The organism is Streptomyces sp. NPDC048353 (genome assembly GCF_055587165.1).
Window position 1 is genome coordinate 167,655 of the sequence record NZ_JBVJGU010000006.1, and the last position, 15,287, is coordinate 182,941.

Sequence of the window (15,287 nt, forward strand, 5' to 3'; positions counted from 1 at the left end):
GCGCCCGGTGGGCTCGGCGTCCGGCCGGCCGCGTGTGCGGGTGCGTGATGCGGCTGGGCCCGAGGCCATTTTGCGCAGCACCTTAGTGGGCTGCGGGCCGGATGCGGGAGGCAATGGCGAGAACTCGTCACCGGGTGCACGGAGTCGCCGTTCCACCACGGGGAAGTCGATACGTTCGTCCTCGGCGTTCCCGATCTTGAGGAGTGTGGACGTGCCGCCCGAGCCCGCCCGTCGTCCGGCGTCCACGGACGACTATCTGTTCTCGTTCGTCGACCGCGAGAGGGAGCTGGCCGAGCGGACCGGACATCCGCCGGTCCCCCTCGGTGTCGGCGATTGTGATCTGCCGACCCCTCCCCACATCGTCGAGGCGATGCGCAGGGCGGCCCGGGACCCGGCGCGGCACCGCCAGCCGCCGTGCCGGGGCGCGCGTCTGCTGCGGGAGGCGGCGAGCGGTTTCCTGTCCCGGCGCTTCGGGGTCGCCGCCGACCCGGACAGCGAGGTGCAGGTGACCCTCGGCAGCCGGGAGGCCATGGCCCATCTGGCGCTCGCCTATCTGGACTGGGACGACGTGGTGCTCGTTCCGGATCCCGCCTATCCCGTGTACGCCACCTGGGCGAGGTTCTGCGGGGCGGAGGTGGTGCGGGTGCCGTTGCGGGAAGGGCACGGGTTCCTGCCGGACCTGGACGCCATCCCCGCGGACACGGCGCGCCGGGCCAAACTGTTCTGGATCTGCTATCCCAACAACCCCACGGGAGCGGTGGCGCCCCGGGCATTCTTCGACGAGCTGGCCCGCTTCGCGCTCCGTCACGACATCCTGGTGGCCTCCGACGCGGCGTACAGCGAGATTTACTACGACACCGCGCCCCCGCCGTCGTTCCTGGGCTCCCCCGGGGCCATGGAGTGCGGGATCGAGTTCCACTCGCTGTCCCCGGCCTACCGGATGCCGGGCCGCAGGGTGGGTTTCGTGGCCGGCAACCCGCACGCCGTCGGGGCCCTGCGGGCGGTGAAGAAGCACGCCGAGGCGGGCAGGCTCGGCACCGTCCAGCACGCCGCGGTCACCGCGCTCACCGACACGACGGGCTATCCGGACCGGCTGCGGGACGTCTACCGCGCGCGGATGAACCTGCTCTGCGACGGTCTCGAGGCGGCCGGCCTGGAGGTGCTGCGCCCCCGCGCGGCGGTGTACGCCCTGGTCCGCACACCCGGGGGCGCGTCGAGCGAGTGGTTCTCCGAGGAACTGCTCCACCGCGCGGGCGTGTCCACCATCCCCGGTACGGCGTTCGGGCCGGGCGGAGAGGGATTCGTCCGCCTGACGGTTTGCGCCAGTACCGAGCAACTCACCGAGGCGGTCCAGCGGATCGCGGCCGCGCGTCTCGCCGGCTGAGCCGGCTGAGCCGCCTGCCCGGCCGGCCCTCCAACGCTCCCTCCCTCCCCCTCCCCTCCACCCGGGGGGGGCGGCACCCGCACAGCAAGCGCTTTCTAAAGATCCTGCGCGAAGCATTGACGTACCCTCACCGGCCCCCTAGCTTCAACGCATTGCACTTCGTACGTCATATATGAGACGCGATACATGAGATCTGAGAGTGCGTCATGGCCTTCGCCCCCAGCCCCATCCCGTCCCGCACCCAGTTCGTCCTGGAGGCGATCAAACACGACATCCTCACCGGCGGCCTGAGCCCCGGCCAGGCCCTGGTGGAGACCGAACTCGCCGCACGTTTCGGGGTGTCGAAGACCCCCGTGCGGGAGGCCCTGAAGACGCTCGCCGGCAGCGGACTCGTCGTGATGAGCCAGTACAAGGGCGTGACCGTCCGGATGGTCGACGCCGACATGGCCCGCGAGGTCTACGACGTCCGGCTGCTCCTGGAGCCCGAGGCGGTGCGCCGCACCGTCGCCGCGAGCGCACCGCTCGACGCGGCCGCGGACGCGCTGCGCAGGGCGGCCACCGCCCAGGACCCGGCCGAACGCTCCCTGGCCAACCGGGACTTCCACCGCGCGCTCTACCTCCCCTGCGGCAATCCGCTGCTCGGCCGGATGCTCGACGAGGTCCGCGACCAGGCCGCCCTCGTGTCCACCGTCGCCTGGGCCGCCGAACCCTCCTGGGAGCGCGAGGCGGCCGAGCACCAGGAGATCCTGCGGCTGGCCGCCGCCGGCGACATCGTCGGCGCGGGCCGGGCGGTCCACGCCCACATCGCCTCCTTCGTCGAGCGCGCCTTCCCCCAGGAGAGCCAGTGACCATGACGTTCGAGCCCCTGAGGGACGCCCTCGCCGATGTCGTGGCCATCCCCGTCACCCCCTTCACCGCCGAGGGCGGACTCGACACCGAGGCCCACCGCGCGCTGCTGCGCCGGCTCCTCGACGCCGGCGTGCGCACCCTCACCCCCAACGGCAACACCGGCGAGTTCTACGCCCTGACCCCCGAAGAACGCCGCCGGGTCACGGAGTTGACGGTCGAGGAGGCGGGCGACCGCGGTGTGGTCCTGGTCGGGGTCGGCCACGACGTGCCGACGGCGGTCGAGGCGGCCCGGCACGCGAGGGACACCGGCGCGCGGATGCTGATGGTGCACCAGCCGGTCCATCCGTACGTCTCCGAGGCGGGCTGGGTCGACTACCACCGGGCCATCGCCGAGGCCGTACCGGAGCTCGGCGTCGTCCCGTACATCCGCAGTCCGCTGCTGAGCGGCGCCCGGCTCGCGGAGCTCGGCGAGGCGTGCCCCAACGTCATCGGGGTGAAGTACGCCGTCGCGGACTCCACGCACTTCGCCGGTTTCGCGCGGGACGCGGGTCTCGACCGTTTCGTCTGGGTGGCGGGTCTCGCCGAGCCCTATGCCCCCGCCTACTTCGCGTGCGGCGCGACCGGCTTCACCTCCGGTCTGGTCAACGTCTCCCCCGCCGTCTCCCTCGAACTGCTGCACGCGCTGCGGGCCGGCGACTATCCGGCCGCGATGAAGGTGTGGGAGCGGATCCGCCGCTTCGAGGAGCTGCGGGCGGCCGACGGCAGCGCCGACAACGTCACCGTCGTCAAGGAGGCGCTCGCCTCGCTGGGCCTGTGCCGCCGCGACATCCGGCCGCCGAGCCGGGAACTGCCCCCGTCCGCGCGGGCCGAGGTCGCCGCGATAGCCGCCGGGTGGCCGGTGTGAGCCGCCGCCCCGAGGAGCTGCGCAGCCACCAGTGGTACGGCACGGACGGGCTGCGCTCGTTCAGCCACCGGGCCCGCACCCGCCAGCTCGGTTACCTCCCCGAGGAGCACCTGGGCAAGCCGGTCGTCGCGATCCTCAACACCTGGTCCGACATCAATCCCTGCCACGTCCATCTGCGCGACCGCGCGCAGGCGGTGAAGCGGGGGGTCTGGCAGGCCGGCGGCTTCCCGCTGGAGTTCCCGGTCTCCACGCTCTCGGAGACGTTCCAGAAACCGACGCCGATGCTGTACCGCAATCTGCTGGCGATGGAGACCGAGGAGCTGCTGCGGTCCTACCCCGTCGACGGCGCCGTGCTGCTCGGCGGCTGCGACAAGTCGACGCCCGCGCTGCTGATGGGCGCCGCGTCGGTGGACCTGCCGGCGGTCTTCGTGCCCGCCGGGCCGATGCTGCCGGGGCACTGGCGGGGCGAGACCCTCGGCTCCGGCACGGACATGTGGAAGTACTGGGACGACAAGCGGGCGGGCCTGATCGGCGACTGCGAGATGGCCGAGCTGGAGAACGGCCTGGCCCGCTCCCCCGGTCACTGCATGACGATGGGGACGGCCTCCACCCTCACGGCGGCGGCCGAGACGCTCGGCGTGACGGTGCCCGGGGCCTCGTCCATCCCGGCGGTCGACTCCGGCCACGACCGGATGGCAGCGGCCTCCGGGATGCGGATCGTCGAGCTCGTACGGCAGGACCTGCGGCTGTCGCGGATCCTCACCCGGGAGGCGTACGAGGACGCGGTGGCGGCCGTCCTGGCGCTCGGCGGCTCGACGAACGCGGTGATCCATCTGATCGCCATGGCCGGCCGCTCGGGGGTGCGGCTGACCCTGGACGACTTCGACCGCATCGCCCGCACGGTGCCGGTGCTGGCCGATCTCCGTCCCGGCGGGCGCTATCTGATGGAGGACTTCCACTTCGCCGGCGGGATGCCCGGCTTCCTCTCCCGCCTCACCGACCTGCTCCACCTCGACCGGCCCACGGTCTCCCACGCCACCCTGCGCGAGCAGCTCGGCGGTGCGCCGGTCCACGACGACCGGGTCATCCGCCCGCGGGACCGTCCGCTCGCCGACGAGGGCGGGGTCGCGGTGCTCCGGGGCAACCTCTGCCCGGACGGCGCCGTCATCAAGCACATCGCCGCCGAGCCGCGTCTGTGGAAGCACACCGGCCCCGCGGTCGTCTTCGACGACTACCGCACCCTGCAGCGGACCATCGACGATCCCGCGCTCGGCATCACCGCGGACCACGTCCTGGTCCTGCGGGGCGCGGGGCCCAAGGGGGGCCCGGGCATGCCGGAGTACGGCATGCTGCCGATCCCCCGCCACCTCCTGGAGCAGGGGGTGCGGGACATGGTCCGGATCTCCGATGCCCGGATGAGCGGCACGAGCTACGGCACCTGTGTGCTGCACGTGGCCCCCGAGTCGTACGTCGGCGGGCCGCTGGCCCTCGTCCGTACCGGCGACACGATCACCCTCGACGTGCCGGGCCGCTCCCTGCGGCTGGAGGTACCGGAGGAGGAGCTGGCGCGCCGGCGGGCGGAGTGGACGCCGCCGCCGGTCCGCTACGAACGCGGCTACGGAGCGCTGTACGCCGAGCAGATCACCCAGGCCGACACCGGCTGCGACTTCGCGTTCCTGGCACGGCCGGGCGCGACCCCGGACCCCTACGCGGGCTGACCCGCACCCCTGTCACACCGTCCCGCGACGCGCCTCGCGCCCGAGAACGGAGCCGCCGTCATGGCCACAGCCGTGACCCCGCCCCCCAAGGCACCCAGCCGCCGCACCGGCGCGGCGCCCCGCCGACTTCCGTATCTGCTCATCGCCCCCGCCGGGCTGCTGATGCTGGGCTTCATCGCCTATCCCGTCATCAGCGTCTTCTTCTACAGCCTTCAGCACTACAACCCCACCAAGCCCTGGCGCAACGGCTTCGCCGGCTGGGACAACTTCGTCCGCGTCTTCACCGACGACCCGCACTTCTGGGGCACGCTGAGCTTCAGCCTCAAGTGGGTCGTCGTGGAGGTGACCCTGCAGCTGCTGTTCGGCCTGGCCCTCGCGCTGATCGTCAACCAGACCTTCGTCGGCCGTGCCGTGGGCCGCGCCCTGGTCTTCTCGCCGTGGGCCGTCTCCGGCGTCCTGACCTCCGCCATCTGGGTGCTGCTCTACAACTCCCAGACGGGTGTGACCCGTTACCTCGCGGACCTGGGGATCGGGGAGTACGGCACGTCCTGGCTGTCCGACACGGCCACCGTCTTCCCCGCCGTGGTCGTCGCCGACCTGTGGCGAGGGGTGCCGTTCTTCGCGATCCTCATCCTCGCCGATCTGCAGTCCGTGCCGAAGGACCTGTACGAGGCCGCCGAGGTCGACGGTGCGGGCAGGCTGCGGCAGTTCCTCCACATCACGCTGCCGCACCTGAAGGACGCGATCGTCCTCTCCACCCTGCTGCGGGCGGTGTGGGAGTTCAACAACGTGGACCTGCTCTACACCCTGACCGGCGGCGGCCCGGCCGGCGAGACGACCACGCTGCCGCTGTACATCGCCAACACCAGCGTCGACGCGCACAACTTCGGCTACGCCTCCGCGCTCACCACGGTCGCGTTCGTGATCCTTCTCTTCTGCTCGATGGTCTATCTGCGCCTGAGCAAGTTCGGAGGCGAGAGCAAGTGACGGCCCCGGAACACACGTTGACCGCGCCGACCGCGCCCGCGACGGTGCCGGGAGGTCCGCCGCCGCGCACCCCGGCGCCCGTCACCCGCCGGCGCCGCCGCGCCTGGGACGAGGCCCCGCGCTGGCAGATCTACCTCCCGCTCGGCGTGTATCTCCTCTTCACCCTGATCCCCTTCTACTGGATCCTGCTCTTCGCCCTCCGCCCGGCCGGCTCGACCTCGCTCGTGCCCTGGCCGATGACCACCGAGCACTTCGAGAAGGCGTGGACCGAGCGCGGCTTCGCCACCTTCTTCCAGAACAGTCTGCTCATCGGCGTGGCGACGCTGGTGATGACCACCGTGGTCGCCCTGGCCGGCGGCTACGCCCTGGCGCGCTTCGACTTCCGGATCAAGAAGGGCTTCATGCTGGCCCTGCTCTGCTCCCAGTTCGTCCCGGGGGCGCTGCTGCTGGTCCCGTTGTTCCAGATCTTCGCCAATCTACGGATGATCAACTCGCTGGGCAGCGTCATCATCGCGGAGACCGTCTTCCAGCTCCCGCTGTCGATGATCCTCATCAGCGGCTTCATCAGGAACGTGCCGTACTCCCTGGAGGAGGCCGCCTGGGTCGACGGCTGCGGTCGTTTCGCGGCGTTCCGCATCGTGGTCCTGCCGCTGCTGCGCCCCGGTCTGGTCGCCGTCGGCTCCTTCGCCTTCGTCCATGCCTGGAACCACTTCCTCTTCGCGCTGATGTTCCTCAGCAGCCAGGAGAAGCAGACGATCCCGGTGGGCCTCAACACCCTCATGGGCGCCGACAGCGTCGACCTGGGGGCGCTCGCCGCCGGTGGTGTCATCGCGGCCGTGCCCGTCGTGATCGTGTTCGCCTTTCATCCAGAAGTGGCTGGTCACCGGGTTCAGCGCGGGGGCGGTGAAGGGATGAACGCCACCTCCGGGCCCGCACCCGCGTCCGCTCCCCTCCCCCTGGTCCTGGCCGGCGCGCGCGGCCACGGCCGCTGGCACCTGCGCAACATCCGCCGTCTGGAAGGGCTCGGGCTCGTCCGGCTGGCCGGGATCTGCGAGCCCCGGCCGCTCGACGCGGCGGAGCTGCGGGACGCGGCGGGGCCGCTCGGCTCCGGCGCGCCGCGGTCGCGGGAGTCGGGCGCGCCTGACGCCCGGAGCTCCGGTGGGCCGGAGCAGTCCGCCGACCTCGACGCGCTCCTGGCCTCCACCGGGGCGCGGATCGCGGTGGTCTGCACGCCGATCCAGACCCACACCGACCTGGCGCTGACCGCCGCCCGCCGAGGCGCCCACGTGCTCCTGGAGAAGCCGCCGGCCCCGTCGTTCGAGGAGTTCCGGCGGATGGCGGACGGGGTGGCGGCGGCGGGGGTCGCCTGCCAGATCGGCTTCCAGTCGATGGGGTCGCACGCCGTCCCCGCGATCCGCCGGCTGGTGGCCGAGGGCGCCATCGGCGAACTCCTCGGCATCGGCGCGGCCGGGGCCTGGGTCCGCGACGAGGCGTACTTCCGGCGCGCGCCGTGGTCGGGGCGGCGGCGTCTGGGCGGGGCCGACGTCGTCGACGGGGCGCTCACCAATCCGCTGGCGCACGCCGTCGCGACGGCGCTCGCGCTCGCCGGGAGCACCCGGGCGGAGGAGGTGGAGCGCATCGAGACGGAGCTGCTGCGCGCCCACGCGATCGAGGCCGACGACACCTCGTGCGTGCGGGTCGTGACGGCCCGGGGCGTCCGGGTGACGGTGGCGGCGACGCTGTGCGCCGAGACGGCGGCGGAACCGTACGTCCTCGTCCACGGCAGCCGGGGCCGGATCACGTTCTGGTACAAGCAGGACCGGGTGCTGCTCCAACGGGGCGGCCACGGCCCTGAGGAGACCGTCCACGGCCGCACCGACCTGCTGGAGAACCTGATAGCGCACGTGACCCGGGGTGAGGCGCTGTGCGTGCCGCCCGAGGACACCGGTGCCTTCATGCGGGTGGTGGAGGCGATCCGGCTGGCCCCCGACCCCGTGCCGTTGCCGGAGGCGTACTGGCGCGCCGAGGCCGGGGAGAACGGGCCGCGCCGGGTCGTCGCCGGCATCGACGCCCTCGTCGGGCGGAGCGCCGACACCCTCGGCCTCTACTCCGAACTCGGCGCCCCCTGGGCGCTCGCGGCCGCGGCGGAGGTCCGGTGAACCCCGCGCTCGTCCTGCGCTGCGCCGGCCGTCCGGTCGCCCGCTATGTCACCGGGCCCGAGCTGTCGGCCGACCACGCGCCCCGGCCGTATCTGCACCCCGTCACCACCCTGGCGGGGGTCCGGGTCACCGAGCTGCTGCCCGCGGACCATCCGCACCACCTCGGGGCGGGCCTGGCCGTGGCCGACGTGGCGGGGCACAACTTCTGGGGCGGGCGCACCTTCGTCCGCGACCGGGGCCCGACGGTGCTCGACAACCACGGCGTGCAGCGGCACGACGGATTCGTCCGGCGCGGTCCTGGCGGATTCGCGCAGGTGTTGCGCTGGACGGCGGCGGACCGCGTGCTGCTGCGGGAGCACCGGACGGTGGCCGTGACGACGCTGACCGGCCCGGCGTGGGCGCTGGACGTCGCGTTCTCCCTCACCAACGTCTCGGGCGCGGACCTTTCGGTGGGCAGCCCCGCCACCAACGGGCGCCCGGGCGCGGCCTACGGCGGCTTCTTCTGGCGCGCGCCGAAGGAGGCGGCCGCGCCGGCCGTGTTCAGCGCCGACGCGGACGGCGAGGAGGCGGTGCACGGTGCCTGCTCCGACTGGGTGGCGCTGGCGGGTGCGGGCTGGACGCTGGTGTTCGCCGGGGCGACGGAGCGGACCCGGCGTGATCCGTGGTTCGTCCGGGCCGCCGAGTATCCGGGGGTCGGCTCCTCGCTGGCCCCTGACCGGCGGCTGATGGTGGAGGCCGGCGGAAGCGTCGTACGCCGGGTGGTCACCGTGGTCGCCGACGGCCGCCTGGGCCGCTCCGAGGCCGCGGCGCTGGTCCGCGAGGCGGTCACCGCGAGCGACGCCCGGGGCGGGACGCGCACCCCCGGGACGGCTCCCGCCACGAGCGGCCACCGCGGTCCCGGCACCCCCTGACCGTCGCCCGTCACCCTCCCGAGCCGTACCTCCCGTACTCCCCCACGTCTGAAGACCCCCCGGCACCACCCCCGCAAGTCCCGCGTAGGACCCGAGAGAAGAGAGCCGACGATGACCATTCCCCGTGGCGGACGGCGCCGAGCCGTCCGCGCCCTCGCCCTGACGACCGTGCTCGCCCTGACCGCCGCTTGCGGAGACGACGGCAGCGGAGCGGGCGGCGACAAGGGCGACGAGGGTTCGGGCAAGGGAGAGATCACCTTCTGGGACAACAACGGCGGTGTCCGCACCGACGTCTGGAAGGAGATCATCGAGGACTTCGAGAAGCAGAACCCCGACATCGAGGTGACGTACGTCGGGATCGCCTCCACCGAGGTGCAGTCCAAGTACGACACGGCCATCCAGGGCGGCGGCCTGCCGGACGTCGGTGGTGTCGGAGCGGCGATGCTCGCCGGGATCGCCGCCCAGAACGCCCTGGAACCACTGGACGCCCGGATCGAGGGCAGCTCGCTCCGGGGCAAGCTGAACGCGGGCATGGTCGAGAGCGTGAAGTCGGCGGGCGGCCAGGGCAGGCTCTTCACCGTCCCGACCTCGGCGAGCAACGGCGTCCTCTACTACCGCACCGACCTCTTCGCCGCCGCGGGCCTGGCGGAGCCCACCACCTGGTCGGCGTTCTACACCGCCGCCGACAAGCTCACGGCCAAGGACCGGAACAGGTTCGGCTACACCATCCGCGGCGGCTCCGGCTCCATCGCCCAGGCGCTGGACGCCATGTACGGCCAGAGCGGCATCACGAGCTTCTGGAACGGCGACACGACCACGGTCAACGACCCCGCGAACGTGGCCGCGCTGGAGAAGTACGCCGGTCTGTTCAAGAAGAACACCCCGGCGGCGGACGTCAACAACGACTTCACCAAGATGGTCGCGCAGTGGGACAGCGGCGAGATCGGCATGCTGAACCACAACCTGGGATCGTACAAAGACCATGTGAAGGCCCTCGGCACGGCGAAGTTCCGGGGCATCCCGAACCCGACGCGGGACGACGGCACCCGGGTCCAGGTCTCGCACCCCGTCGACGGCCTGGGGCTGTTCTCGTCGAGCAGGAACAAGGCCGCGGCCTGGAAGTTCATCGAGTTCGCCGCCTCGCACGCCTCGAACAGCAAGTGGAACGAGTCGGCCGGCGCCATCCCGGCCCACACCGAGGCGGCCGAGGACGCCTGGATCCGGAAGGCCGAGCCGACGAAGCTCGCCGCCGACGTCCTGTTCGGCGGCAAGGCCGCCATCGTGCAGCTGCCGTACTACCTGCCGGACTGGAACACCATCTCCAAGGCCGACAACGAGCCCGCCTTCCAGAAGGTGCTGCTGGGCAAGGCCACGGCCAAGGAGTTCCTGGACGGCCTGGCCGAGCAGCTGAACGCGGCGCAGGCCGAGTGGAAGGCGCAGAAGAAGTGACGCCGGACCCCGCACGCCGTGCGGTGCTCGCGGCCGGGACGGGCCTCCCGCCCGCCCCGGCCGAGGCCCCCGCCGAGTGGATCACCTGGTCCGAACCCAAGGAGAGCTGACCGTGAGACATACACATCTGTGGGCCGTGGGCGCGACCGCCCTCGCCCTGACCGTCACCGGTCCCGCCGCCACGGCGCACACCGGGCCGGATCCGGCCCGGCAGAGCCTCCCCGCCGGGGACGGATGGGCCTCCGAGGGCGCCGGGACCAGCGGCGGCGCCGAAGCCACCCCCTCCCGGGTCTTCACCGTCACCACCTGGGAGCAGCTGCGAGCCGCGCTCGCCGCCCCCGGCACCGGCCCGAGGATCGTCAAGGTCAGGGGGACGCTGGACGCGACCGCCGCCGGCTGCCCGGCCTTCGAGGCCGCCGGATACGACTTCGACCGATACCTCGCCGACTACGACCCGGCCGTCTGGGGGTACGACACGCCGGTGAGCGGTCCGCAGGAGGAACGGCGGGCGGCCTCCGCCGAGGCGCAGGCCCAGGCGATCAAGGCGTACGTCCCCGCCGACACGACGATCATCGGCATCGGCCGGAACGCCGGGATCACCGGCGGGAGTCTGCAGATCCAGGGCGTCGACAACGTGGTGGTCCGGAACCTGACGCTGGAGAGCCCGCTCGACTGCTTCCCGCAGTGGGATCCGACGGACGGCGCGACCGGCGCCTGGAACTCCGAGTACGACAGCATGGTGGTGTACGGCTCCACGCACGTGTGGATCGACCACAACACGTTCACGGACGGCGCGCACCCGGACAGTTCGCTGCCCTCGTACTACGGCGAGGTCTACCAGCAGCACGACGGCGAACTGGACGTGGTGCGCGGCGCCGACCTCGTGACCGTCTCCTGGAACGTCTTCGCCGACCACGACAAGACCCTGATGATCGGCAACAGCGACAGCGCGGGCGCGACCGACCGGGACAGGCTGCGGGTCACGCTGCACCACAACCTCTTCGAGAACGTGATCGAACGGGCGCCGCGCGTCCGCTTCGGCAAGGTCGACGCGTACAACAACCACTTCGTCGTGCCGGCGGCCGGATACCAGTACAGCCTCGGCGTCGGACAGGAGTCCCGGCTCGTCGCCGAGAAGAACGCGTTCACGGTGCCGACGGGCGTCGGCGCCGGGAAGATCCTGAAGAAGTGGAAGGACTCCCCGGTCACGACGGCGGACAATCACGTCAACGGCCGGCCCGTCGACCTGTTGGCCGTCCACAACGCGGAGTTCCCGGACGAGGCCCTGCGCGGGGACGCCGGCTGGACGCCGGTGCTCCGCACCCGGGTGGACCACCCGAGGGCCGTGCCGGCCCTGGTCGGGCACCGCGCGGGCGCGGGCCGGCTGCGCTGATCCCCCGGGCCCCCGGGCAGCGGGCGGCCCCGGGGTCCGGCGTCCGGCGTCCGGCCGGGTTCGGCGTCCGGCGTCCGGCATCCTGTGTCCGGCGTCCGGCGTCCGGCGTCCGGCCGGGATGAGCCCACGTCGTGAAGGGGCCAACCCGGCGCGAAGAGTCCAACAGTCGGGCGCGCCGACGGGGTTGTGCGGAGGAAGTCGTCAGGATGGGATGGACGGGATGCCGTCCTCCGTGTCCTCTCCGTCCTCTCCCGCAGGAGCTTCATGTCCTCCCTGCCCTGGTACGAAGACGTCTCCCCCGGCCGCGGCTGCCTGCCGCCCCGCGCCTGGTACGCCCGCTCGGACGCCGTCTCCCTCTCGCTGAACGGGACATGGGCCTTCCGGCTCTCCCCCACCGCCGACGCCGAGGACACCTCCTTCGCCGCCGAGGGGTACGACTCCGGCGGCTGGGACGAGATCGCGGTCCCCGGCCACTGGGTGCTCCAGGGCAAGGACCGCGGCTCCCCCGCGTACACCAACATCCTCTATCCCTTCCCGGTCGACCCGCCCCGCGTCCCCAGCGAGAACCCCACCGGCGATCATCTGCGCCGCTTCGACCTCCCGGACGGCTGGCCGGAGGAGGGCGGCGCCGTGCTGCGCTTCGACGGCGTGGAGTCCGCGGCGCGGGTGTGGCTCAACGGCGAGGAGCTGGGCACGTTCAAGGGCTCCCGGCTGCCGCACGAGTTCGCGGTCGGGGCGCTGCTGAAGCCTCGGGGCAACGTGCTCGCCGTCCGGGTCCACCAGTGGTCGTCCGGCTCGTATCTGGAGGACCAGGACCAGTGGTGGCTGCCGGGCGTCTTCCGGGACGTCACTCTGCACCACCGCCCCGAGGGCGCCGTCGGGGACTTCTTCGTGCACGCCTCGTACGACCACACCACCGCCACGGGCACCCTGCGCGTGGAGAGCGACGTGCCGGGACGGGTCGTCGTGCCGGAGCTGGGCGTCGACGGCGCGACCGGTGACGCGGTGACGGTGGCGGTCGAGCCGTGGTCCGCGGAGTCGCCCCGCCTCTACGACGGCGAGCTGGCCGTCGGCGGCGAACGCGTCCGTCTGCGCATCGGGTTCCGCACGGTCCTGGTCGAGGACGGAGTCCTCACGGTGAACGGCCGCCGGATCCTCTTCCGCGGGGTGAACCGGCACGAGTTCCACCCGGAGACCGGCCGGAGCCTCGACCCGGCGACCATGCGCCAGGACGTGGAGCTGATGAAGCGGCACAACATCAACGCGGTGCGCACCTCGCACTATCCGCCGCATCCCGCCTTCCTGGACCTGTGCGACGAGTACGGCCTGTGGGTGATCGACGAGTGCGATCTGGAGACCCACGGCTTCCAGCGGTTCGGCTGGCGGGGCAATCCGGTGGCCGACGACTCCTGGACCCCGGCGCTGCTCGACCGGGCGGCCCGGACGGTGGAGCGCGACAAGAACCACGCCTCGGTGATCATCTGGTCGCTCGGCAACGAGTGCGGGACCGGCGCGGGGCTGACCGCGATGGCGGCGTGGATCCGCGACCGCGATCCGTCACGGCCCCTCCACTACGAAGGCGACCGGTCCTGCGCGGACACGGACCTCTACTCCCGGATGTACGCCTCGCACGCCGAGGTCGAGGAGATCGGCCGCCGGGAGGACGAAGGCCCCGAGGCCCGGCGCGCGCTCCCCTTCATCCTCTGCGAGTACGCGCACGCCATGGGCAACGGGCCCGGCGGCCTCTCCGAGTACCAGCGGCTCTTCGAGCGGTACGAACGCTGCCAGGGCGGCTTCGTCTGGGAGTGGATCGACCACGGCCTCGCCCATCCCGAGTACGGCTACGGCTACGGCGGCGACTTCGGCGAGGAGCTGCACGACGGCAACTTCGTCTGCGACGGACTGCTGTTCCCCGACCGGACCCCGTCGCCCGGCCTGGTCGAGTACAAGAAGGTGATCGAGCCGGTGCGCATCGAACCGGCCGGGGGCGGTTCGAAGGCCGACGGGGACGGTGCCGGCGGCGGCTCGGGCGTCGACTCGGGTGGCGGATCCGTGCGGATCACCAATCTGTACGACGTCGTCGACCTCTCCGGGCTCTCCTTCACCTGGTCGTACCTGGTGGACGGAGTGGCCGTCGCCGACGGCCCGCTGGCCGTGCCCGCCCTCGCCCCCGGGGAGAGCGCCGAGGTCGCCCTGCCCGCTCCGCCCGCGCACGACGGAGACGGGGAGGGGCGGAGGGAGCGGACCTGGACCGTACGGGCGCTGCTCGCCGCCGACACCGCCTGGGCGCCCATGGGCCACGAGATCGCCTGGGGCCAACTCCCGCTCCCCGCACCGGCCGTGACCCGGCGCGAGGTGCTCGGGGCGCGGCCGGGCGCGGCCTCGGGGCTCATCACGCTCGGCCCGGCGTCCTTCGACGCCCGGACGGGCGAACCGCTCTCCCTCGCGGGCATCCCCGTCCGCGGACTGCGCCTCGACGTCTGGCGGGCGCCGACCGACAACGACAACGGCGCGTGGTGGAAGCCGGACGAGTGTTACGGAGCGCGCTGGCGCGAGGCGGGCCTGCACCGGCTGCGGCACCGCGTCGACGCGGTGGAGACGGACGGGGAGGGGCTGACGGTACGGACCCGGGTGGCGCCCGCCGCCCTGGACGCGGGACTCGCCACCGCGTACCGCTGGACCTCCGACGGGACCCGGCTGCGGCTCACGGTCCGCGTCGTCCCCGAGGGCGACTGGCCGCTGCCCCTCCCCCGGCTCGGGGTCCGGCTCGGCCTGCCGGCCGCCCTGGACCGGGTCACCTGGTTCGGCGCCGGCCCGGGCGAGGCCTACCCGGACACCCGCGCCGCCGCCCGGCTCGGCCGTTGGGAGACCACCGTGGACGGGCTCCACACCCCGTACGTCCGTCCGCAGGAGAACGGCGCCCGGGCCGACACCCGGTGGCTCGACCTGAGCGGGGAGCACGGAGGACTGCGGGTGGAGGGCGATCCCGCGTTCTGGTTCGCCGCGCGCCGCTGGACCGACGAGCAGCTCGACGCGGCGGAGCACCGGAGCGATCTCGTCCCCGGAGACACCGTCTGGCTTCGGCTCGACCATGCCCAGCAGGGGATCGGCTCGGGCTCCTGCGGCCCGGGCGTGCTGCCCCCGCACCGGCTGCTCGCCGCCCCCGCCACGTTCTCCTTCACCTTCACGGCGCTCGACCGGCCCGCCGTGTGACCCACCGCCGACGGTAGACGGCCCGCGCCTCCGCCGGCAGGGGGCGCACTCCGGGTGTTCTTCCTGGTCCGCGCGGTCCGCGGGTCGGACGAGAGGGCATGAGAGTGGTTCTCCTCGCGGCTCGGAAAAGGGGCGTGCGGAGAGAAGTGCGCAAGCACTGAACCAGTGGGAGCGCTCCCACTGTGCAGACGGGACGCGAGGGCGTCAAGGTGCGTGAAGAGTCGAACGCATCGGACCGGGAACTTCTCCGCACCCTCTTTTGCGTGGCGGCGGTTGCCGCTACGGTCTGGCCCCACCAGTGGGAGCGATTCCGTCAGTCG

General features: G+C 72.6%; 10 protein-coding genes and 1 pseudogene. All 11 read left to right on the forward strand.

Annotation, left to right across the window (positions count from 1 at the left end; all coding sequences use genetic code 11):
- Positions 1-211: 211 nt before the first annotated feature.
- The 11 genes and pseudogenes from ACZ6RC_RS22660 to ACZ6RC_RS22710 all read left to right on the forward strand — a co-directional run bounded on the left by ACZ6RC_RS22660 (position 212) and on the right by ACZ6RC_RS22710 (position 14,967).
- On the forward strand, positions 212-1,384 hold the full coding sequence (locus tag ACZ6RC_RS22660; RefSeq protein WP_391133285.1) for an aminotransferase class I/II-fold pyridoxal phosphate-dependent enzyme: 1,173 nt from the start codon (positions 212-214) through the stop codon (positions 1,382-1,384).
- 206 nt (positions 1,385-1,590) lie between these two features.
- Positions 1,591-2,232 carry a GntR family transcriptional regulator gene (locus tag ACZ6RC_RS22665; protein WP_469586097.1) on the forward strand — a complete coding sequence of 214 codons (642 nt, stop codon included), beginning with the start codon at positions 1,591-1,593 and terminating at the stop codon, positions 2,230-2,232.
- Positions 2,229-3,137 (forward strand): dihydrodipicolinate synthase family protein, encoded by a 909-nt coding sequence (locus tag ACZ6RC_RS22670; protein WP_391133290.1) that lies wholly within the window; start codon positions 2,229-2,231, stop codon positions 3,135-3,137. The genes ACZ6RC_RS22665 and ACZ6RC_RS22670 overlap by 4 nt, the downstream gene beginning before the upstream one ends.
- Entirely contained in the window at positions 3,134-4,855 is a 1,722-nt protein-coding gene (gene araD / locus ACZ6RC_RS22675; protein WP_453617805.1) for an L-arabinonate dehydratase, read from the forward strand. Before ACZ6RC_RS22670 ends, araD begins: the two co-directional genes overlap by 4 nt.
- Before the next feature lie 60 nt (positions 4,856-4,915).
- A complete protein-coding gene (locus tag ACZ6RC_RS22680) occupies positions 4,916-5,842 on the forward strand; it encodes a carbohydrate ABC transporter permease (RefSeq protein ID WP_391133295.1) in 927 nt (308 codons plus the stop codon).
- A gap of 44 nt (positions 5,843-5,886) precedes the next feature.
- Positions 5,887-6,757 (forward strand): annotated as a pseudogene (locus tag ACZ6RC_RS22685) (carbohydrate ABC transporter permease).
- A complete protein-coding gene (locus ACZ6RC_RS22690; protein ID WP_469586102.1) occupies positions 6,754-8,001 on the forward strand; it encodes a Gfo/Idh/MocA family protein in 1,248 nt (415 codons plus the stop codon). Before ACZ6RC_RS22685 ends, ACZ6RC_RS22690 begins: the two are co-directional and overlap by 4 nt.
- Entirely contained in the window at positions 7,998-8,912 is a 915-nt protein-coding gene (locus ACZ6RC_RS22695) for a DUF6807 domain-containing protein (RefSeq protein ID WP_469586105.1), read from the forward strand. The genes ACZ6RC_RS22690 and ACZ6RC_RS22695 overlap by 4 nt, the downstream gene beginning before the upstream one ends.
- Positions 8,913-9,023: 111 nt before the next feature.
- The gene (locus ACZ6RC_RS22700; protein WP_469586107.1) at positions 9,024-10,361 is read left to right on the forward strand and encodes an ABC transporter substrate-binding protein; all 1,338 of its coding nucleotides are present in this window, start codon (positions 9,024-9,026) and stop codon (positions 10,359-10,361) included.
- A gap of 112 nt (positions 10,362-10,473) precedes the next feature.
- On the forward strand, positions 10,474-11,754 hold the full coding sequence (locus tag ACZ6RC_RS22705; protein WP_469586110.1) for a pectate lyase family protein: 1,281 nt from the start codon (positions 10,474-10,476) through the stop codon (positions 11,752-11,754).
- Between the two features lie 264 nt (positions 11,755-12,018).
- Complete coding sequence (locus ACZ6RC_RS22710) at positions 12,019-14,967, forward strand: glycoside hydrolase family 2 TIM barrel-domain containing protein (RefSeq protein WP_469586113.1); 2,949 nt, start codon at positions 12,019-12,021, stop codon at positions 14,965-14,967.
- The last annotated feature ends 320 nt before the right edge of the window (positions 14,968-15,287 follow it).